The sequence below is a fragment of the Cyanobacterium aponinum PCC 10605 genome (genome assembly GCF_000317675.1).
Taxonomy (GTDB): domain Bacteria; phylum Cyanobacteriota; class Cyanobacteriia; order Cyanobacteriales; family Cyanobacteriaceae; genus PCC-10605.
Genome location: NC_019776.1, coordinates 1,135,020 through 1,156,018 on the forward strand (window position 1 = coordinate 1,135,020; position 20,999 = coordinate 1,156,018).

The following is a 20,999-nucleotide window of genomic DNA, read 5'->3' on the forward strand; positions in this document are numbered from 1 at the left end:
TTAACTAATAGAAAAAAATCCTTGTATCTCTTACTCTTACTTAATCTCAGTTAACCTAATTCTTTACTTTGAAACAGCCCTGCTCTCCCACAGGGCGAGGGGAGTTGTTTTAACATTTTTCTTACTAATTCATTTGGGTGAAGAAATCAATAGTTTCTTTTAAAGCAACGATAAAAGCGTCGATTTCCGCAAAGGTGTTATAAAAGTAAAGACTTGCCCTTGCACTGCCAGAAATGTTTAAATAACGGTGTAAAGGTTGGGTACAATGATGACCTGAACGGATTGCAATACCTTCATGATCCAACAGTGTTGATAAATCACTACCGTGAATATCTTTGACATTGAATGCGGCTAAAGCGGCTCTCCCTTTGCCTTCTGTGGTGGGTTGATTACCGTAAATGGTGAGGTTAGGAATTTCATTTAATTGTTGAAATAAATAAGCTGTTAATTCTTCTTCGTATTGATGGATATTTTCCATGCCAATATTGCTTAAGTAATCAATAGCAGTACCAAATGCGATCGCTTCTCCAATAGCGGGAGTTCCAGCTTCAAATTTATGGGGTAATTCACCACAGGTAAAATGATCTAAAAACACATCTGCAATCATTTCGCCACCACCGAGGAAGGGGGGCATTGCTTCTAATAATTCCTCTTTGCCGTATAAAAACCCAATACCAGTAGTAGCACACATTTTATGTCCAGAGCCAACCAACCAATCACAGTCCATTCCTTGAACGTCAATGGGTAAATGGGGTAAACTCTGACAAGCATCAATAAGTACTTTTGCCCCTTTTTCTCTGGCGGAGGTAATAATCTCAGTTACGGGATTAATACAACCTAGTGTGTTGGAAACATGAACAAGGGAAACCAATTTAGTTTTTTCCGAAAGTAGTGACTGATAATGATTAAAATCAAATTCTTGAGAAGGGGTTAACTCCACAAACTTGAGAATTGCCTCTGTTTTTTGAGCGATAATTTGCCAAGGAACAATATTACTATGGTGTTCCATTACCGATAAAATAATCTCATCTCCTGCTTTGAGATGTGCTAAACCCCAACTATAGGCAACTAGATTAATTGCTTCACTGGCATTCCGGGTATAGACAATTTCATTGCGACTCTTAGCATTAATAAACTTAGCTATCTTATCCCTTGCACCTTCATAGGCATCCGTTGCCCTTGCACTTAAAGTGTGTGCTCCACGATGGACATTAGCATTGTCATACTCATAGTAGTGTCTTAAGGCTTCTATCACCGCTCTAGGTTTTTGAGATGTTGCGGCATTATCAAAGTAGATTAAGGGTTTATCGTGAATTTTTTGATGGAGAATAGGGAAGTCTTGACGAACTTCATCGGCGATAGTTTTTTTATAAGTAAGAGTCATAGTTAATTAGCAATGAGGAATTAATAATTAGTAATTACAATAAATATTGACAATTATATATAATTTATCTTGTTAAGATAGATAATTGACTATTGTGGGTTGTGTTCATTATAACAACTCCAATTGTATCAACTATTTCCCATTCCCTAATACCCTAAATAAAGTTAAATCAAGACATTATTTGAAAAAGCTATTTTTCTTCCGTTTTTTCATTTTGCTTTTCTCATAATCGATTTCTCGAATTTTCTTCATGATGCGATCGAAGTATTCTTGTAAATAAGCCTCCAAAGTAGTAATTTCTTGAGGGTCAATTTTAAGGGTTTCATAAACTTCATCCATAGGAGCATCTAAGGCAATACCACTGGCTAAAACCTCAGCAAAAGCCAATCTATCAGAGGCATTTCTTGTCCACTTAAACCAACGGGTAAAACCCCGTAAAAAACGAAGTAAGCCAAGGGGAATACGGGAAATTTTAGCGGTTTTTCCGGATAAGCGTTCACATAATTGAATTATTTCATCTCCAGTCCAAGCACGACTACCTACTAATGGATAAGTTTTTTTGACTGTTTCAGGAATTTCTAAGGCTTTAATAACAAATTTTGCCATGTCTTGAGTATTCATATAAGCAATGGGAGTATTTTCTCCGCTTACCCACACAGGTTGATTATCAAGGATAGGAATACCATATTGACCTATTAAACCCTGCATAAAGCCACCTATTTTAAAAATAGTGTAGTCTAATCCAGATTCTTGTAAAAATAACTCTGTACAATGCTTAATATTCATTAATGGTACATCTTCAAATTTCTCAGCGTTTAGCAAAGAGAAAAATATATATCGTTTAATATTTGCTTTGGCACAGGCTTGAATTAAATTTACTTTTCCTTCCCAATCAACTTGTCTGATAGTTAAAGAATCCGTCGCTCTTGCCGTTGCCGCATCAATTACCGCATCAACCCCTTCTAATGCCGACTCAATGCTCTTAAATTCACATATATCCCCTTTAACTAATTCTGCCCCCCATTCCTTTAAAAATCCTGCTTTGCCACGATTTCTCACTAAACAACGCACAGAATAATCTTGATCTATAGCATGACGGACTATTTGTCTGCCTAAAGTCCCTGTTGCTCCAATTACTAATATTTTCATTGATTATTAATTTTGTTTACATATTTTTAAATTTCATTAAGATTTTATCAGAAAGAGGGGTTAGGTTTCAGGTTTCAGGTTGCAGGTGTTTGGGTGATGAGGGGAGAGGGGGAAGTAGGGGCGAATGGCCATTCGCCCATACAGGGGTTCGGAGTTTTTAATTCTTAATTTTTCCTTTGCCCCTTGCCCCTTGCCCTTTGCCCTTTTTTTAACATTGCCCTAAATATCCTCTGGGAGTAATCAATAAGTCATGGTATCTTTTTGTACTACTATTCCCGATTAAGACTGTAGTTACCATATCAATGGGATGGTTTAACATTTCCTCTAGGGTTGTCAGAATTATACTTTCATCTTCTCTTGTTACTGAACGTGCGATCGCAACTGGGGTATTCCCTGAGCGATATTGTAAAAATATATTTTGGGCAGTGATAATTTGCTGTTGACGGGTTTGAGAGCGAGGATTATAAATGGCGGTGATAAAATCTCCTGTAGCGGCGGCGTGAAGGCGTTTTTCGATGACATCCCAAGGAGTAAGTAAGTCACTTAAACTAATGGCACAAAAGTCGTGCATCAAGGGCGATCCAATTTTTGCCGCCACGCTCTGCATTGCAGTTATGCCAGAAAAGACCTGTATAGGGGGCTGTTTTCCATCCCAGTTTTGATTTGCTAAAATTTCTAAAACTAAACCCGCCATGCCGTAAATTCCGCAATCTCCTGATGAAATTACCGCTACCTTCAACCCCCATTGAGCTAGTGCGATCGCTCTCTCTGCTCTTTGCTTTTCTTGAGTAATATTTGAAGTTTCAATAATTTGTGAGGGGTGCAACAGAGGTTTGATTAAATCAATATATAAACCATAACCGATAATAATTTCAGCGTCTCTGAGGGCTGTTTTTGCCGCCGTAGTGAGATATTCGATCGCACCCGGTCCTGTACCAATGAGATATAATTTACCCTGACGAGGATTATACTCTAAATTAGAAAGGGCAATGGCTACTGTTACCGCACCTTTTAAGCCCTCTTGTTTAAAAATTTGTTTCGGGGCGATGAGGGTAGGTGAAAAGTTATTTTCAGGTAAATTTGACCAAGAACCCGCTTTTAATGCAGAAGCCTCCGCCACACTTTTTGTTCCTACTTCATGCTCAACAATACTAGAAGGATTAGGCACATCAATTAAATTTAACTCCTCAGATGTAAAGGTTTTTAACGGTAATTGCCATTTTTGGGCTAACTCTAAAATACCTACTTCATCAGCTTTAAGATCAATAGTAGCTAAAGATGCGATCGCATTTTTTTCTAAATTATATTGAGCTAAAACGGAATTAACAGCGTTTTCAATGAGTATGGGGGAAGTATCTCTTTCGCACCCAATACCAACCCATACCCCTCTCGGATGCCAACTGACGATAGGAATATCAACCCTAGGAGTTTTGTTGACTCCAATATAAACCATTGCTTGAACCTGTTTTTCTGCTTCCGTAAAAATAGACTTAGCAAAGTCATCATCTGACTGTTTCAAAAAGTCCTCTTCTCTCTTTTCCCCTTCCTTACTATTATCTTTTATCCCTTCACCAAATATAAAAGGGTGATTTATAGGCAGATTTTGACACCACCAATTTAATCCCGATTCTTGTTTAATTAAAGTAGGTTTATTCTGAGTAATATTTGCACTAACTTTTGTCCAATCTCCTTCTCCTTTTTTCCACCCAAAAGTATAACCAAAAGAATCGATCGCAGGTAAATTAAGATTAGAAGAAGCACTGGTTATAATTGCTTTTGCAGATAATAATTCTGCCAATATTTCTGTTAATTTATCGCCTTGGTGTTGATGTTCCCCTGTTAAACAAATAATATATTCAAAAGCTGGATCAATTACAATAATAGCCGGATCAGTTTTTTTGTTAGTTAATAAAGGAGCAATTAAACGAGTAACAGCACCCAATGTTAAACAAAAAACAATACATTTACTATTAGACCAAATATTTACTAAATGTTCCCTTAAAGAAGAGTCATAAAAATTAGCGGATAAATTATCATTATGTATCTTTTTTGGTAGCCATAAAAATCCTTGAGTTATCTTATTTAAATATTCTAATTGTTCGATTTTTTCTGGTGAAGTTGTTATAAAATGAAGCGGATGATAGTCGGCAAAAATATATTTCATTTATAAATAGTAAATTACTAATAAATAATCAATAGTTAATTTCTTCCCAATACCCTAACCCCCCTATCTCCTAATTATTTCGGACCTACTTTAGAAACACACAAAAATTGATCTTGTAAATATTCTTGAGCGACTCTTTGTATATCTTCAATGGTTACACTACTAATTTTTTGAGGGAAAATATTGTCATATTCAATGCCTAAGCCTAAAGTTTCGTACCAACCAAAAACTTGAGCAAACTCTCCATTGGTTTGTTTACTTAAAGCATATTGCCCTAATAATTTGTTTTTTGCCGTTTGGATTTCTTCTGTGGTGAGGGGATTTTCTCTTAACCTTTTTATTTCATTGTATAAACCTTCTTGGGCAATGTCTGCATTGTGAGGGGCAGTACCCATATAGACTACAAATTGAGACTTATCAACCCTAGTAGGATAAAAAGCCGAAACATCGTAAGCTAAACCTCTTTTTTCTCTTAATTCCACAAACAAACGGCTAGAAAGCCCATTTCCTAAATAAGTACTCAATAACTTTAACACGGGATAATCGGGGTGTGTCATTTCTGGCACAAGATAGCCCATCATAATAATAGACTGTTGAGTGTCTTGGGAAGTATGGTGAGATCGAGCCTTGGGTGATAATAACTCTCTTTGCTCAAGGGAATCAATCTTGATAAGGGCATCTTCGGGGGGAAACCAATCACCAAAGACTTTTTCCACAACCTCCACCGCACTATTTAAGTCAATATTTCCCGCTAAACTAATAACTAAACGATCTGGTCTAAAATGTTGTTGATGATAAAATCTTAAATCGTCCTGAATCAAATTTGCCACCGTTTCTTCTGTTCCCAAAAGAGAAAAACCATAGGGATGTTGCCCATAAATCATCTGACGTAATTGGGAAAAAGCCACATTAAAAGGTTGTTCTTTTTGAGACACAATATTTTGTATTGTAATATTCTTTTCTAGTGCAATCTCATCCAGAGGAAAAGAGGGAAAACGGAGAATTTCGGAGGCTAAAGCCATAATTTCAGGAAAATCCTCTGTAATAGTCTTCATACTGACTAAAAAATAATCACTAGAAGTATCCGTGCCTAGTGCCGCCCCAATAGACTCTACCTTCTCTGCAATTTCCAAAGAAGATAAATTCCGAGTGCCCTTAGCCATGACACTAGCTAAAAGATGAAACAATCCAGCCTGATGTTTTGCTTCCCATAAACTACCCGCCTGACGACAAAAAATTTTTCCTGCAATAATATCCGTGGTGGGGTTTTCCGTTACCACTAGGGTAATACCATTACTTAATATCGTTTTGTGAATATACTTTTGAGTTTGTGTCACTGATTACAACTAAATTGCGTCAACTTAAATATCTATCACCATCATTGTAGTTTTATTTGTTAATTCTCTCTTAACTTTTTCTCAAAATCAGTCTTTATCCCCCTACTGAGTCAATGAGGAAATTAACCCTAAAGATGCGATCGCAAATTCTTTTTTGTCGGGAATTTTGGAGTTTCCGTCCCTTTACGGGGTAAATGTGGAAATCAACTCCAAAGACTGAAGCGGATTTGATCGCCGAGGAGGCAAGTTTCCGTCCCCTTACGGGGTAAATGTGGAAATCAACTTGTAAGAATAGCCCTCTTTATTCTTATTCCAGTTTCCGTCCCCTTACGGGGTAAATGTGGAAATCAACTTTCGGGAAAAGCCTCCCGTTCCCACACACCAGAAAGGTTCGTTTCCGTCCCCTTACGGGGTAAATGTGGAAATCAACAGAAAAGGATCTTAAAATTATGTCTAACTCTACCTCTGCTACTTTGTTTCCGTCCCCTTACGGGGTAAATGTGGAAATCAACAATTGATCAAACTACTACTAAAGCGTTCTTTCTATTTAAAGAAGTTTCCGTCCCCTTACGGGGTAAATGTGGAAATCAACCCTAGCTGAAGGCGTAAAAATCAGCCTGAAGGATGTATACGAGTTTCCGTCCCCTTACGGGGTAAATGTGGAAATCAACGTTTACGCCACCATATTGCCCTTCAAAATCCCTGCTTTCCCCGTCGTTTCCGTCCCCTTACGGGGTAAATGTGGAAATCAACCTTGCCGAATAGACATCCAATCCATTCGGCATTCTAAAGGGGTTTCCGTCCCCTTACGGGGTAAATGTGGAAATCAACGTGGACGAGATGGCTTTTACGCCCCCCCGAAACAAGACGAAGAAGGTTTCCGTCCCCTTACGGGGTAAATGTGGAAATCAACATCCACATTACTGTTTCTAGTGATGATTCCGCTTCTAAGTTTCCGTCCCCTTACGGGGTAAATGTGGAAATCAACGTTAACACTTTGTTAGTGTATTAATATGAGGTTAGGAACACCACGTTTCCGTCCCCTTACGGGGTAAATGTGGAAATCAACTCAGAGATTGGTTCTTGTTTGGACGAAGTAATTGGGAGTTTCCGTCCCCTTACGGGGTAAATGTGGAAATCAACCCTACCTTTGGAAATCTTTACTGCATCTTGCTTATACAAAGTGTATGCGAAAAAATACAAAATTATGCTTTACACTTCTTAACACTATTTCTTTATCAAGGTAAAAAAGGGCTTTTTTGAGTAAAAATGAATAATACCGTAAGTATAAGAGTGAATCCTAACAAAAAACGGAACTTATCTAATTTTTTATTGCCAAAACTCTTTCTAACCATTATTTCCTAACTGCGACAGATTGACAAGTTAAGTTAATATTTCTTTACAAAGCTAGGTAATCAGAATATTCCCATTGAAGTTTAACTTAATAAAGATATTCGGATAAAAGTTTTTCTCCTTCTTGGTTATTTTGTAGATGTTGAAAATAACTAAGTTAAAGCAAAAGTTTTTTCTGCGGTGGTTAATTGGCAAATTAATTTAAGACTAATTTCACTCCAATGATGAATGTTATCGCCATAGATATAATATTTACCGATATTATCTTCATGTAGGTGAGTTAATAAATATCTGCTTAAGTCGTTGTCATCCCAATAGTTATTTTCTTTTAACCATTGTTGATATTTTTCTGCCAGTTTATATATTTTTTGGTGATTGACATTTAGAGGGAGAAAACTATAGTTTTGAATTTGTTGTTGGTAGTCTTCTAAGGCAATTAATCCTTTTTCATTGATGGAATAAGTGGCATTTCCTTTGAGGAGATAATATATTTCTTGCCATAAATGCTTTGAGTCTATTTCTTCAAGATTATACTGGGTGCTAAATTTTTCTTTGAAGAGATGAAAATTAATTTGTTTACTTCTGACAAACTGGTTATCGCTTCCTTGATATGTTTCTGTTAATAGTTTTTTCAATAATTCTGTAAGAGATAATATCTCTAGGTAATTATTTTTGTTTAAGGCTTCTCCTGTTAATTGTTTATAGCGGTTAATAATTTGATATTTACTTATTAGACTATCGCTAATCAAAATAGTTTTTTGACTATTATTTTCTTTACTTTTAGCATTTAAAATAGCTTTAATTAATAGAATAGTTGTTTTACCAGTATTTTTTATTCCTGATAATATCAGAGGACTTTCTTGATGAATATTTACGAATTCTTCTTGATTTTAAAATATATCTTTTCTCTCTTTATCAAGATTACTGAATAAGTTATTTAGTTTAATAAAATCATTATAATTAATGGTTAAATCTTTTGGGCTAATTTTTAAACTTTCTTTAGTTTTGAAGTGGTTGATTATTCTGGTATCTAAGTTATTATTAAGTTGTTTTATTTTTTGCGTAAGTTATAGTAATTTCAAACAAGAAAGTTACATTTAATTTGTGTAATAATCACGGATAATTTCATCTAAAGATGTTCCTGAAGGGGCATATAGTTTAACGTTGTTAGAGAAATCAATATTTATTTAATTATATTATTGTTACAGTCTTAATTAAAACTACTATATAACTAATTAATAGTGAGTAATTATTCATTGCCATTATTGAATAAGTAACATTATAAAATTCTTTAATTAACCTACCACAAAAATGAACTATAGTGCTTCTATTAAGGTTATGAAATAATAATAATGATGATGTATAGAAATACGATGTCAGAGTTAAATATTTAGTTTTTCGCTTATATAGCTTTCACTAAACTTATGAGACACGGTTTTTCTAATACCAGTGCATCGTTGTCTATTACCTATCATTCAATACGGATAAGTAATGTGCCTTACCATAAGAGAATTGCCATATTTTATACTTCCGATTATGAATTGATTTCAAGAAGGAATTTAGTTTTACCATCGAGAATTTTTTGGTAAAACTGATAGCTAATTATTAATAACTATAAAATTAAGAAGGAAAAGTTTTATTTAATTCTTCAATTAATTCTTCTAATTCTTCCAAAGCCTGATTAACATCAAGACGAAGATTGCCTAAATCTGGCTTTTCTAAAAGTTGTTCTAATACTTCTTTTTTAGATGCGATCGCTCTTATTTTTTCTGCGATAATAGGTGTAGTCATGATGGCAAATGATTAATTTTTTTGACAATATCATTTTAATATACACTCACTGCCCCCGCATAACTTTATCTAGGTGAGGGTAAGCAACGGAAAAAGGGCGAAGGGCTACAGTTTTCTTATAGGTCAATCTAAATATCATCAACTTCAAATAGAGGACAATAACCATCATGAGGCACAGTAAAGCCATTAAGAGGAGATTCTTGATTATGGCAATGTTGATTATCAAAATGACGACAGTTACCGCAGGATTCTGGATTGAGTTGTCTTCTTAAGAGACTATTTTGCTGTAGCAATTCCCGTTGAGATAATCCCCTTAAAACTAACTCTTCCCCTTGCCATCTTGCTTCAATTAAGCCCGTGTCGGCGAAATTTTGCCATCGAGGATCTTTATTAATTTGTTCTGGTAAGGTAATAGTAACATAAGCCCCTGTTTCGTTCAATTCCCCTTCATAGTTATTTTGAGTGGTGATTTTTGGTTGCATGAATTGGGCGCCAATGGGTAAATCGACTTTTACCCCAACAGCAGGAGAATGGAGTTGATAGCGATTTTGTAATTCCTCTAAACTGGTTAAATCTGCTAGGTAATTGGGTAAACCATGAACAAATATAATATGTTGGGGGCGTAAGTTATGAATGAGTTGAGTTGTATTTCTGCCGTCGCTATGTTCTGCTAAAAGATAGTCTTCGATAATGATTCTTTCTGGATCATATTTTTGAGTTAGTGACTTAAATTCATCAGTTTGCTTGATTTTTGACTGTTCTGAAATTAATATCAGCCATTTTTGTCCATTATCTTGACAATATTCCTGTAAGTGACTTATTTTATCTGTTAAAACGATACTTGGTTCAACAATTAATTGATGACGGGCAGTATTTTTTGTTACTCGTCTCATGCGGGGTTTTATTTTATCGTCCCAAAAAAGAGGTTGATGTTTAGCAAAATTCTGAACATTTTCGGGGAAATAGCTAATTAAATCTAAATATAAGTCACAAGCTGAGGCTAAGTCTCCATCTACCCATATATCAAGGTTTCTTCCTGTAAATTCATGATGCGATCGCAATAATTTCAATAATTCTTGTCCCAAACCAAAGGTAGGTACAGGCATAATAACATTAACCTGAGATTCGATCGCAGTTTTTATTCTTGCCATCAACTGTTTTTCTTGGTGACGACGATGGGGATGTCTAGCTGTGCCATAACTTCCTTCAATAATTAGTATATCAGGATTCAAACCCCGTAAACTATCCAGAGATAACCCCTCTACCAACTGTAAATTGGAAAGACAAAAATCTCCTGTATAGAAAATTTTATAAACTCTATCTCGGTGATGATATTGAAACAAGAAAGCCGATGCACCGGGTAAGTGACCCGCAGGATACAATTCTACCGTTAAATCTGATTGTAAATGAAAAGGCGATCGCCATGGTAACACTTGAGGAAAAGAAATGGAAGCAGAATCCTTTTTATCCAACCAATTAAGGGGTAATAACTTTCCTGTGACATCACTGGTATAAATGGGCAAATTTGGGTAACACTTATGTAGAGCAAGTAAGCCACGAGCATGATCCTGATGGGCATGGGTACAAAACACCCAATCAAAAGGAGGTTGATCTTGATTAACTAATAAGCTAATATCTTCAACACCACAATCAAGTAATAGTCTATAATTACCCAGAGTCAGTTGTAAGGCAACCCCCTCGGTGTAATGCCCAACACCAAAGGGATAACAAGAAAAGCTAATTTCAGGTGCGGAAAATTTTTCTTGCCGCTTAATCATAAAAAAACTACTACTTTAATGAGCCGAACCGTTACCATCATAGTAATCGGTGTCATAGTAACCGTTTCTAGTACCGAAAAATAAAGCCGATACAATAAATAAGCCAGTTAAGATGACCATTAGCATTTTAACATCCATGATTGCTTACTACTCCGAGATATTTTAAAACTGTTACTTGTATCATAGATCATTGTTTTCTCCGTTATCTCAGTTTGAGATAAAATTTATTGGATTGTGGTAGATAAATTACTCTCCCATTTTCTCGGAGGAGATTGACGGCGAATATTACGCCAAATTTGAGTAGCGGCTAAAGTTCCATCTGCTACGGCAACAGACACTTGATTTAAGCCTTTTTTCAAGTCTCCTAACGCAAAGATGCGATCGTGGCTTGTTTGTGCCATCTCATTGGTGACAAGATTTTCTCCATCCCACTCTAAGCCTTCTATACCTTTGAGGTAGTGGTTATGATAAATTGAACCCATATTAATTAAACCTGTGGTTGCCTCAATAAAAGTTCCATCAACTAATTCTACCCCTTGCATTTTATGATCTTCTCCCACAAAACGTGCGATCGCACTTTCATAGAGAGGATAACCATGCTCCGCCAATTTCTGTTTCATTTCATCGCTAACAGTGCATAAACCATGAGTTAAAACAGTAATATAAGGAGTAAACCAATTGAGTACAAATGCCGCATTTATCTGGGACTCTTTACCAACAATTAAAACGGCTTTTTGATCCCACATATCAAAACCATCACAAATCATGCACACATGGAGAGTGTATCCAGCATAATCATAAACATTTTGCATATCATCTAATTCGGGTAAAACATCAATCACCCCTGAAGCGGCAATTAAATACTTACTGCGGAAAACAGGATAGATACTGTCTTTCTTGCCCACCTTAACCTTAACAGCAAAAGTATCCCCCTCGTCTGTGACATCTTCCACATATCCCCTTAAATGATCTGCACCCCAATCAACAGCTTGTTTCGTGCCATGATTAATAATATCTCTACCGGGGGTATCTGGGTCAAGACCTACATAATTACGTAAATCCTGCATCCACATTGAGCGCCCTTTACCCTTTTCGATGACTAGACATTTTAAACCATACCTAGCTAAGTAGATAGCCGCAGATAAACCTCCCATGCCACCACCAACCACAATGGCATCATAAACCGTATCTAAACGAGTATCTAAATTTTTGCTGGATAATCTCATATGCTATGTCTCCTGTAACTAAATTACTGTATAACTACATAATAATCAAAATCTAATATTATCTAGCCTAGTACAACATCTATTTTTTGTAGTGAATAATTTTTGACAACTTTCATCACTAAAACCTACGGGATAAACGTGGGAGATTCTTGAGAACCGATACGGCCTCTACCAATTTAATTGATTTTGGTATTATACATTCGTCCTAGTTTGATATAAGCATCTCTATCCTTACTTACACCCCTTAAAAGAGTTACTCCCCAAGGGAGAATAGAGTGGTAATCGCCAAGAAGTCGGTATTTTGAGATAAATACTACGATTAACCTGAGTTCAGGATAAATTTTTATCCATGAATGATGACGAAAAGGGCATAATTTGAATTCGGAGTTAAAATCAAAAAGAAATTTCTCCCTCTCACCCTCTCACCCTCTCCCCTCATCACCTTATCACCGCAAGGGTTGAATATATTCAACTCCTACCACCTGCAACCTGAAACCTACCTAAATTAATGCCCTTCTGGGGTATAGCTTATTATGATAGGAAAAAGAAACGGCATAATAAAAACTATGCCGCCAAAACACTTGTATAGAAAAATCTACAGGTATTAACCTACAAACTCTTTACGAGGCTCAGAAACTCCTTTAGGTTGCTCTCCTTTGAGGTAGGCTAACATGGTATCAGCGTCAGAAACTTCAAAAGGATCGGTGGGACAGTTATCAGAGAAATTAGGCTCAACGAAGATTTTTTCGATCTTGCAATCGTTAACAAACATAGAATAACGCCAAGATCTTAAACCAAAACCGAGATTAGATTTATCAACTAACATCCCCATTTTACGGGTAAATTCACCATTACCATCGGGAAGTAAGAAAACATTTTTTGCTCCGATTTCTCTACCCCATTTGAACATAACAAAGGCATCATTGACGGATACACAAACAATTTCATCTACCCCTAAAGCCTTGAATTCGTCGTATAATTCTTCGTAACGGGGAAGGTGATTGGAAGAACAAGTAGGAGTAAATGCACCGGGTAAAGAGAATACTACTACTTTTTTACCACCGAAAATATCTTGAGTGGTTTTGTCTTCCCAACGGTAAGGATTAGGTTGAATAGATTCGTCACGGACACGGGTTTTAAATACTACGTCAGGAACTCTTTCAAGTACTGCCATGGGTTAATTTCTCCAATCTAAATGTTTTCAATATTTTGAGCCTTTTTTACTGCTCTTATTTAAGAATAACTCTTATTTAAGAATATGTCAATGGCAATAATCATTTTATTTTTGTTACCTTAGAAGGTATAGAGAAAAATAGTATGAATAAGTATATTTTCGAGATTTCAAAGCAATTTAAAAATGGTTATAAGCAAAGATAATATTATCAAAACATTGAAATCAAAAGGATTGAGGGTAACACCCCAAAGATTTGCGGTTTATTCCAATTTACTTCATAGGTGTGATCATCCTACTGCTGAACAGATTCTCACGGATTTAAATCAAGAAGTGCCAACTCTTTCTCAGGCAACGGTATATCTTTCTTTACAGACTCTTCAAAATGTCGGTTTAGTTAAAGAAGTTCTATTAGAGGAGGGGGTTTGTCGTTATGATGCTAATGTTGATCCCCATCATCATTTTTTATGTGAGTGTTGCGGGGAAATAGAGGATATTCCTTGGGAAAGTTTAACCGGTATCAATATCAGTAACTTACGTCAGGGTTTGAAAGTTGATCGCTTTGAGGTAACAGTTTATGGTAGATGCGATCGCTGTTCTGATAGTCATTAAAATCACTTAAAGAGAAAAAATCATTAAAATAATAGCAAGAAGAGTCATGGAGGTAGTTGCGAACTAAACTTTTCCTGTGAGGTTTAAGATTTAGTTTGAGGAAAGTCCGGACTCCCGAAAGACCAAACCTGCTGGGTAACGCCCAGTGCGCGCGAGCGTGAGGATAGTGCCACAGAAAAATACCGCCTCCGATTAGAGGTAAGGGTGCAAAGGTGAGGGTAAGAGCCCACCAGCAGTATCGAGAGGTACTGGCTCGGTAAACCCCGGTTGGGAGCAAGGTCGAAGGAATTATGGTTGGTCTTTTCCCGATTCCGCTTTTGGTGTACCGCTTGAGGTGATTAGTAATATTCATCCCAGATAGATAACTACCCCTTTAATTTATTTAAAGGAACAGAATCCGGCTTATGAGTGACTCTTCTTTATACTTGGTCAGATTTTCATCTAGCCAAAAATGGACTGTTGAAGGTGGAGAACAGAAAACAGTAATAAGAATTGATGAAAACTTTATTAAAATCGATTTTAAAATTTTCTTTTTTAGTATTAATACACTAATCTGAAATTTCAGTTATATCTTATTTAACATCTTCAACATCGGTAGAACTTATCAAAAGCGTTTCCGTCCCCTTACGGGGTAAATGAGGAAATTAACCCCCCAGGACGTACTAAAAGTCTTCCAAGAGGAGAGTACGTTTCCGTCCCCTTACGGGGTAAATGAGGAAATTAACAACGGAAGCTAAAGAACTATTGGCTGAAAGACGAGAAGAAGAAAAGTTTCCGTCCCCTTACGGGGTAAATGAGGAAATTAACTAGTGATGAGCAATTAGCTCGTTTAGGTGAAAGAGTGGTAGTTGTTTCCGTCCCCTTACGGGGTAAATGAGGAAATTAACGATAGAATAGATTTAACAATAGTTCTTCATAGCAATTGTGTTTCCGTCCCCTTACGGGGTAAATGAGGAAATTAACCTTAGATGAGAGTAGTATTGCCGCACTGGATGAGTATATAAATCAATGGCAGTTTCCGTCCCCTTACGGGGTAAATGAGGAAATTAACGATGGTTGGGTGCAAGGAGATGAGATTATATACCCTAGTTTCCGTCCCCTTACGGGGTAAATGAGGAAATTAACGCTGAACTAACAACGTCTCCTTTTTTTACTCGCCGTCCATCGTTTCCGTCCCCTTACGGGGTAAATGAGGAAATTAACCAAATAGAAGCGTTTAGAAATCAGTTAAAAGGGATGAAAGTTTCCGTCCCCTTACGGGGTAAATGAGGAAATTAACGACGAATACTATAACTCCGATACGTCCGACATTGGTGTAATGGAGGTTTCCGTCCCCTTACGGGGTAAATGAGGAAATTAACAGCTGGCCTTTGCCCTCAGGGTATAGCGGTTACACTGACGCTAGTTTCCGTCCCCTTACGGGGTAAATGAGGAAATTAACGAAATAAAAGAGGAGGGTACTAAAATCCCTATGACTAAGTTTCCGTCCCCTTACGGGGTAAATGAGGAAATTAACCCCAAGGCTGCTCAGGGGCAGGTAGTACAGGTGCTCATGTTTCCGTCCCCTTACGGGGTAAATGAGGAAATTAACGGTAAATAAAGCACATTTCGGAATAATCCCATTATTATGAGTTTCCGTCCCCTTACGGGGTAAATGAGGAAATTAACGAGATCAAATTAATGTATATGTTAGAGACAGTTTAACTTTCTTGGTTTCCGTCCCCTTACGGGGTAAATGAGGAAATTAACGATTTATCTGCTAGGTCTGTTCTTTCGTGAACCTTGGCTAAATGTTTCCGTCCCCTTACGGGGTAAATGAGGAAATTAACTTTCGTGCAGGCTAATCACCTCCACGTTACCCTAGCATTTGGGGTAACACGTTTCCGTCCCCTTACGGGGTAAATGAGGAAATTAACAGTAAAAGAATTACAAGAAGAACTAGGACAAGTAAACAAAGTTTCCGTCCCCTTACGGGGTAAATGAGGAAATTAACCCTACCTTTGGAAACCTTTACTACATCTTGCTTGTACAAAATGTATGCGAGAAACTACAGAATAACGCTTAACATTTCTTAACACTATTTTTTTGTCAAGGTAGAAAAAGGTTTTTTCAAGCAAAAACTGAAAATACTCTGGGTATAAAAATGAATCCTAACAAAAAAATGAACTTATCTAAATTTCTTTTGCTAAAACTCTTTTTAACTATTATTTACTAACTGCGACAGATTGACAAGTCAGCTTAACACTTATTTACAAGATGAGATAGTCAGGAGACTCGTAGGGAGGATTATCCTTCAGTCCATAAATTTTGATTTTTTGTTTTGCGGAAGCATCTAGGGGATAAATTCTAAGGCTATCTTCCTGTAAATTTAGAACTTTTAACCATCGAGTAGAGAGAAGATGCTCTAATTTTTTTACATCTAAAGGACATTCAAAAACTGAATACTGCACTCTCTCACAATGTTGTTCTAATAATTTTGCCAATTGAGTACGTCTTTTATCATCTTTTACGTCGTAACAAATGAGCCAAAGTTTAATCATTTAATAAAAAAGGGTTCATAATCTAAGCTGGATTCCAATAAACATCGTGCTAACATTCGGGCTTGTTCGAGAAAAATTTGATTGAGTTTTAGTTTGCGGTTTTGAGGGGGATATAATAAATACTGGTTCATTCTTTCTTCTAATTCTCGCAACAACAACTTTTTGGCGGTGACACTTAACCAGATTCCTTGTCCATCAGAGGAAGGTTGAAAATCAGCTATATCCAACATTTGAGATTGAATGAGGGAAATGACTGCATAATCAACTAAAATCGGTCTAAATTCCTCCATTAAATCTAGGACTAGGTTTGGGCGGTAAGGTTGAATAGAATGAAAAAAACCTAAATAGGGATCTAATCCAGCTTTTACGCAAACTGCAAAAATACGAGCTAATAAGACTCCATAACCCCAACTGAGTAAGGCATTGATGGGATCTTTTGGAGGGCGACGGTTTCTGCCGTTAAATTGCCAATGAGGTGGGAAAAAATGTTGTAAGGCTTGATAATAACTTCGGGCAGAAATTCCTTCTATGCCCATTAATTCATCTCTTGTTCTGGGTTTATCAATGTTTTTGAGTTGCAATTGATATACATTGATTGTATCTATGGATTCTGATAATTGAGCTATTTTTCCCTTTGTGGCACGGTTTTTTATTTGTAATAATGCTCGTTGATTGCGGATTTTACCGTAGGCGAATTTTTGGGCAAAAGCTAAACCAAAAGATGTTTCAACAGTGCGATATTGTGCTAAACGAATAAGAGGATTTGAGGCAAAACTAGCTTGCAATCTTCCTCTAAATTGTCCATCTTGCCTTAAAAAAATTGCTTCGATACCTTGATCTAATAAAGCGGAAATAACGGCATCGGTTAATTGCACTCCGGGTAATATGACTAATAATTCTAGTTCACTTAGCCGACAAGTATAGGTTTGATTTTTTTTAATGGTAAAGGTTTGATTTTTATAGTGAACTTTTGTACCGGGTTCGGTTAAATATAAAGCAGTCATTTTTTCTCTTTTATTGTCGTTAAGAATACAACATATTTACAATGATTCTCTTATTATGTTAGTAATACTTTTTATTGTTGAGGAGAATTTTTATGAATTTTGCTTTAGTTAGGACGATAGTTCGCTTTCGCAACGTTTTTGTGGCGATTCTCAATGGGGTGATTACTTGGATTATTTTAATTATTGCACCGTTAGGTTTATTTACCGTAATTATATGTACGATCGCAGTTTTTTTAAGTAGTGTGATTTTTGGTTTAGTGGGGGATTTCTTTTTATTTATGATGCTTCGACAGGGAAATTTTAATGGTGTAACGGGTGTTGGCGAGAATCGAAAATTTGTAGATTCAGAGTTGCCTTCTATGAGATATTCTGAATCCATAAGAAAGAAAAATTATGATTAGACTTGTTGCAGGAGTTAATAATATTTCATGTCATAATTAAGCAACCCCAAATTATTTTGCCTAATGTCAGTTACTTAGGGTGTCTTTTTTTCCACGCTTCGAGCAAAATTAAAACTACGGCAAAAATTAGAGGCAATAGGTAGTAAACAAATCTGTAAGCAATTAAGCCTCCTAACATTTGAGGTGCGCTTATCGATTCTGGTCTTAAATATAGCATCACTGTTTCAAATACTCCTAATCCTCCCGGCACAGTGCTAATTAAACCAGCAGTTAAAGCAACAATATAGATACCAAAAAAACCGATATATGTCATAGAAAGATTGGGAGGTAATAATAAGTAAAGCACTAAGGCGGCTAATCCCCAATCTAAACCAGCAACAATAATTGTACCAAGGGAAATGATCGGTTTGGGAAAGGTGATTTCCTCTCCTGCAATGGTAACGGAATGTTTAATAGTGACACTGATGATGAAATAGATTAACACTAAGGATAAGAATATAAATCCTAGGGGATGAATGGATGCAAAGGGTAGTTTAATGGCACTGGGAAGGGTTAATGGATCTAAAATAGAGACGATTCCACTAATACTTAGTAAGCCTAACCAAAATGTTAGGTGAGTGAAAACAATTAATTCTCCTATTTTGATTTTATTTACTCCCCATAAGCCGTAATAGCGGTAACGAATTGCTGTGCCTGAGAAAGCTGTAAAACCCACAGTATTACCTACTGCATAACTGACAAAAGCAGTAAAGGCTATTTTCAAAACGGATAGTTTTTGTTTTATATGAATAAATCCTAAAATGTCATATCCTGTCATTAAGGCATAACCAAATCCTGTTACTAATAGGGCTAACATTTTTCTTTGTTGAGAAATATTTTGTAGGTATTGCCAAACACTATTAATATTATATTTTTTTAGCTCAGATGCGATCGCGGCTACGGATATAGAGAGTAGAATAATAACAAATAAAATGGGGATAAGTTGACGTAATTTTGTCATGTCAGGCAACTAAAATAAACAAGAATTAATAAATGAAAGTTATTTTTTAAACTAAACTATAAAAGTGAGTTTTGGTGATTAGAGGTATTTTAGTCAATATGGATAAGATAAAAACAAAAATAGGATGGAAAAATAATCTTGATAAACTACTTTTTATTCTTGCTAGTTTGTATTTAATTTTGATACTGGGCTTGTGGTTAAAAAATCGGCAACAAACAGTTAATTCTCAATCTCAAACTGTTAACCCGAATAAGCAAATCATATCAGAAAGCAACCTCATAGAAACAAATACTATCAATAACCAAAATACAGAAGAAAATCTCCTCAATGACGAAAATATTTCTCCAAATCAAGAAGATATTGAAAATCAAATACTATCCACAGGTAATAACATTACATCGACATTAGAAATACCACCTCTGCCCAGTAACCAATCAACGGTAAATAATATTCCGTTACCTCCCCCCGATTTACAACCCCTTCCAATTCCTCAACCGCCCCAACCAGTTGCTAATTCATCAATCACTACAAATAACCTATCGAATAATAATACAAAACCGAATCTTACCTCTTCTTCATCTATTCCTAAGGTAAACAAAGTACCTGTAATTGCTTCTCTTTCTAAAGATAACTCTAATATACCTGAGCAAATAGCTTTAAATTCCGTTCCAGAAAGCACAGAAGAAAAAACCCAAGGAAATTATACTTTAATTGGGCTAGTTCAATTACCTGATAGTAAAAGTGTTGCTTTATTCAAAGTAAACAACATAACAGAAAAAGTATCCCTTGGAAAGGAAATTGGTGCAACAGGATGGGTTTTAATGGCAGTTAATGAAAAACAGGCGGTAGTTAGTAAACAAAATCAGTCAGTTTATTTACAAGTGGGAGAAACTTTTTAGCTAACCTCTGTTCAGCATAAGAATATCAAATTTTGGTAGATAGGTTTTAGATTTCAGGTGGCAGGTGAAGTGTTTATTAATTCAAAACTTTGATACATACTGAGATCTTACATCAGTACTTTTGCCTTTAGCAAATTAAACTCTCATTAGACATCTGGTAGGAAATATGAATATAGGCTCGTAGTTAGGGCTTGGTTCCCTTATTTTGAGAATTGTTGGAGATGTCTATTCGTGAATGGTTGATAGAAGTTAGAATCCCTCACCATAATCTTTTTATTAGGTGACAGGAGAGTGTTAACTCACTTCTATTTCAATTTGAGTGTGGAAGATTTCTTGAGGTTGTAGGTATTTTAGTTGTTCTTTTGTATTAATACTGTTGCGTGGTGAACTCCAAGGTTCAAGGCAGATATACTCTTTACCCTCCAATGTCCAAAATACTAAAGTTGAAAAGAAATCATCGTATTTTACTTTAACAGTTAAATCTCTTTTTTCATCTGTAAATGAGGCTTTATTTCCTTGAAGTTTTGTAAAAGCGATGTCAATTTCTGGACTGTTGTAGTCTAAATTACCATCAAAACTAAATGTTTTATCTCCTGTTTTATTTTGGTATTCAGTAGCAGGAATATTCAATTTTAATTTGTCTTTATTACCACAGTAAAAATAAGGATGAAACCCTGTAGAAAAGGGCATTTTTTTGTTTGATTTATTTTCGTAGGATTGTTCGATAATAAGTTTTTTTCCTAACAATTCATAACTAAATATTAATTCAAATTCAAAGGGATAAACTTCTAAGGTTTCTTGATTACTTTTTAAACTTAAAATAATCTTAGCTGATTTACTGTGAGATTGTCCTATTACTTTCCAAGGTAAATCCCTAGCGAAACCATGTTGTTTTAAGATATATTTTTTGTCTTCAAAATAAAAGATATTTTCAGGTAAATTACCACAGATAGGAAATAAAACGGGAATACCACCTCTGACACTTAAACTGGGATTTTTAAATCTTTCTTGATCTAAATACAGTATATTTTGACCTTGTATTTTCCAATTGGTGACGATTCCTCCTTTTTCTGGCACAATTTCTAAACGAGAGTCATTTTCTATATCTTTGAGAATATATATTAAATATTCTTCTTGTTTTACGGCTATATTAAACATGGTGAGAAATTAGAAATTAAAAATTAACAATT

17 protein-coding genes, 1 other RNA gene and 2 CRISPR repeat arrays are annotated in these 20,999 nt (G+C 35.8%); of the genes, 4 read left to right on the forward strand and 14 right to left on the reverse strand.

Annotated features, from left to right (window positions below; all coding sequences use genetic code 11):
* Window positions 1-124: 124 nt before the first annotated feature.
* The 10 genes from CYAN10605_RS04685 to CYAN10605_RS04725 all read right to left on the reverse strand — a co-directional run bounded on the left by CYAN10605_RS04685 (window position 125) and on the right by CYAN10605_RS04725 (window position 13,356).
* Window positions 125-1,384, reverse strand: coding sequence for a SufS family cysteine desulfurase (locus CYAN10605_RS04685; protein ID WP_015218796.1), 1,260 nt, complete (start codon window positions 1,382-1,384; stop codon window positions 125-127).
* Between the two features lie 177 nt (window positions 1,385-1,561).
* Window positions 1,562-2,533 carry an SDR family oxidoreductase gene (locus tag CYAN10605_RS04690; RefSeq protein ID WP_015218797.1) on the reverse strand — a complete coding sequence of 324 codons (972 nt, stop codon included), beginning with the start codon at window positions 2,531-2,533 and terminating at the stop codon, window positions 1,562-1,564.
* A 208-nt stretch (window positions 2,534-2,741) separates the two neighbouring features.
* Complete coding sequence (gene cobJ, locus CYAN10605_RS04695) at window positions 2,742-4,697, reverse strand: precorrin-3B C(17)-methyltransferase (protein WP_015218798.1); 1,956 nt, start codon at window positions 4,695-4,697, stop codon at window positions 2,742-2,744.
* A gap of 74 nt (window positions 4,698-4,771) precedes the next feature.
* A complete protein-coding gene (locus CYAN10605_RS04700; protein ID WP_015218799.1) occupies window positions 4,772-6,034 on the reverse strand; it encodes a M16 family metallopeptidase in 1,263 nt (420 codons plus the stop codon).
* A gap of 171 nt (window positions 6,035-6,205) precedes the next feature.
* Window positions 6,206-7,177: a CRISPR direct-repeat array (repeat unit 37 nt; unit sequence GTTTCCGTCCCCTTACGGGGTAAATGTGGAAATCAAC).
* A 362-nt stretch (window positions 7,178-7,539) separates the two neighbouring features.
* Window positions 7,540-8,136 (reverse strand): hypothetical protein, encoded by a 597-nt coding sequence (locus CYAN10605_RS04705; protein WP_015218800.1) that lies wholly within the window; start codon window positions 8,134-8,136, stop codon window positions 7,540-7,542.
* A gap of 871 nt (window positions 8,137-9,007) precedes the next feature.
* On the reverse strand, window positions 9,008-9,178 hold the full coding sequence (locus tag CYAN10605_RS18780) for a hypothetical protein (RefSeq protein WP_015218801.1): 171 nt from the start codon (window positions 9,176-9,178) through the stop codon (window positions 9,008-9,010).
* Window positions 9,179-9,306: 128 nt separating this feature from the next.
* Window positions 9,307-10,956 carry an MBL fold metallo-hydrolase gene (locus tag CYAN10605_RS04710; RefSeq protein WP_015218802.1) on the reverse strand — a complete coding sequence of 550 codons (1,650 nt, stop codon included), beginning with the start codon at window positions 10,954-10,956 and terminating at the stop codon, window positions 9,307-9,309.
* 15 nt (window positions 10,957-10,971) lie between these two features.
* Window positions 10,972-11,094, reverse strand: coding sequence for a DUF8629 family protein (locus tag CYAN10605_RS19275; RefSeq protein ID WP_015218803.1), 123 nt, complete (start codon window positions 11,092-11,094; stop codon window positions 10,972-10,974).
* An 86-nt stretch (window positions 11,095-11,180) separates the two neighbouring features.
* Window positions 11,181-12,182: an NAD(P)/FAD-dependent oxidoreductase gene (locus CYAN10605_RS04720; RefSeq protein ID WP_015218804.1), complete on the reverse strand. Its 1,002-nt coding sequence runs from the start codon at window positions 12,180-12,182 to the stop codon at window positions 11,181-11,183.
* A 604-nt stretch (window positions 12,183-12,786) separates the two neighbouring features.
* Entirely contained in the window at window positions 12,787-13,356 is a 570-nt protein-coding gene (locus tag CYAN10605_RS04725) for a peroxiredoxin (protein WP_015218805.1), read from the reverse strand.
* Between the two features lie 183 nt (window positions 13,357-13,539).
* Here CYAN10605_RS04725 and CYAN10605_RS04730 point away from each other — a divergent pair, with 183 nt between their 5' ends.
* Window positions 13,540-13,965: a Fur family transcriptional regulator gene (locus CYAN10605_RS04730; RefSeq protein ID WP_015218806.1), complete on the forward strand. Its 426-nt coding sequence runs from the start codon at window positions 13,540-13,542 to the stop codon at window positions 13,963-13,965.
* A 39-nt stretch (window positions 13,966-14,004) separates the two neighbouring features.
* Window positions 14,005-14,386, forward strand: an RNA gene (rnpB, locus tag CYAN10605_RS18000) — RNase P RNA component class A.
* 191 nt (window positions 14,387-14,577) lie between these two features.
* A CRISPR array of direct repeats spans window positions 14,578-15,958; the repeat unit is 37 nt; unit sequence GTTTCCGTCCCCTTACGGGGTAAATGAGGAAATTAAC.
* 256 nt (window positions 15,959-16,214) lie between these two features.
* On the opposite strand, the gene cas2 is transcribed toward rnpB, so the two are convergent.
* The gene (gene cas2 / locus CYAN10605_RS04735) at window positions 16,215-16,505 is read right to left on the reverse strand and encodes a CRISPR-associated endonuclease Cas2 (protein WP_015218807.1); all 291 of its coding nucleotides are present in this window, start codon (window positions 16,503-16,505) and stop codon (window positions 16,215-16,217) included.
* Window positions 16,502-17,509 carry a CRISPR-associated endonuclease Cas1 gene (cas1, locus tag CYAN10605_RS04740; RefSeq protein ID WP_015218808.1) on the reverse strand — a complete coding sequence of 336 codons (1,008 nt, stop codon included), beginning with the start codon at window positions 17,507-17,509 and terminating at the stop codon, window positions 16,502-16,504. The genes cas2 and cas1 overlap by 4 nt, the downstream gene beginning before the upstream one ends.
* A gap of 92 nt (window positions 17,510-17,601) precedes the next feature.
* Here cas1 and csx18 point away from each other — a divergent pair, with 92 nt between their 5' ends.
* Complete coding sequence (csx18, locus tag CYAN10605_RS04745) at window positions 17,602-17,910, forward strand: CRISPR-associated protein Csx18 (protein ID WP_015218809.1); 309 nt, start codon at window positions 17,602-17,604, stop codon at window positions 17,908-17,910.
* Between the two features lie 70 nt (window positions 17,911-17,980).
* Here the strand turns inward: csx18 and CYAN10605_RS04750 are convergent, their stop codons facing one another.
* Window positions 17,981-18,910: a putative bifunctional lysylphosphatidylglycerol flippase/synthetase gene (locus CYAN10605_RS04750; RefSeq protein WP_015218810.1), complete on the reverse strand. Its 930-nt coding sequence runs from the start codon at window positions 18,908-18,910 to the stop codon at window positions 17,981-17,983.
* Window positions 18,911-19,008: 98 nt separating this feature from the next.
* Between CYAN10605_RS04750 and CYAN10605_RS04755 the strand changes: the two genes are divergently transcribed.
* Window positions 19,009-19,809 carry a hypothetical protein gene (locus CYAN10605_RS04755; RefSeq protein ID WP_150108929.1) on the forward strand — a complete coding sequence of 267 codons (801 nt, stop codon included), beginning with the start codon at window positions 19,009-19,011 and terminating at the stop codon, window positions 19,807-19,809.
* 294 nt (window positions 19,810-20,103) lie between these two features.
* Here CYAN10605_RS04755 and CYAN10605_RS04760 read toward each other — a convergent pair whose 3' ends face one another.
* Entirely contained in the window at window positions 20,104-20,967 is an 864-nt protein-coding gene (locus CYAN10605_RS04760; protein ID WP_015218812.1) for an aldose epimerase family protein, read from the reverse strand.
* Window positions 20,968-20,999: the final 32 nt, after the last annotated feature.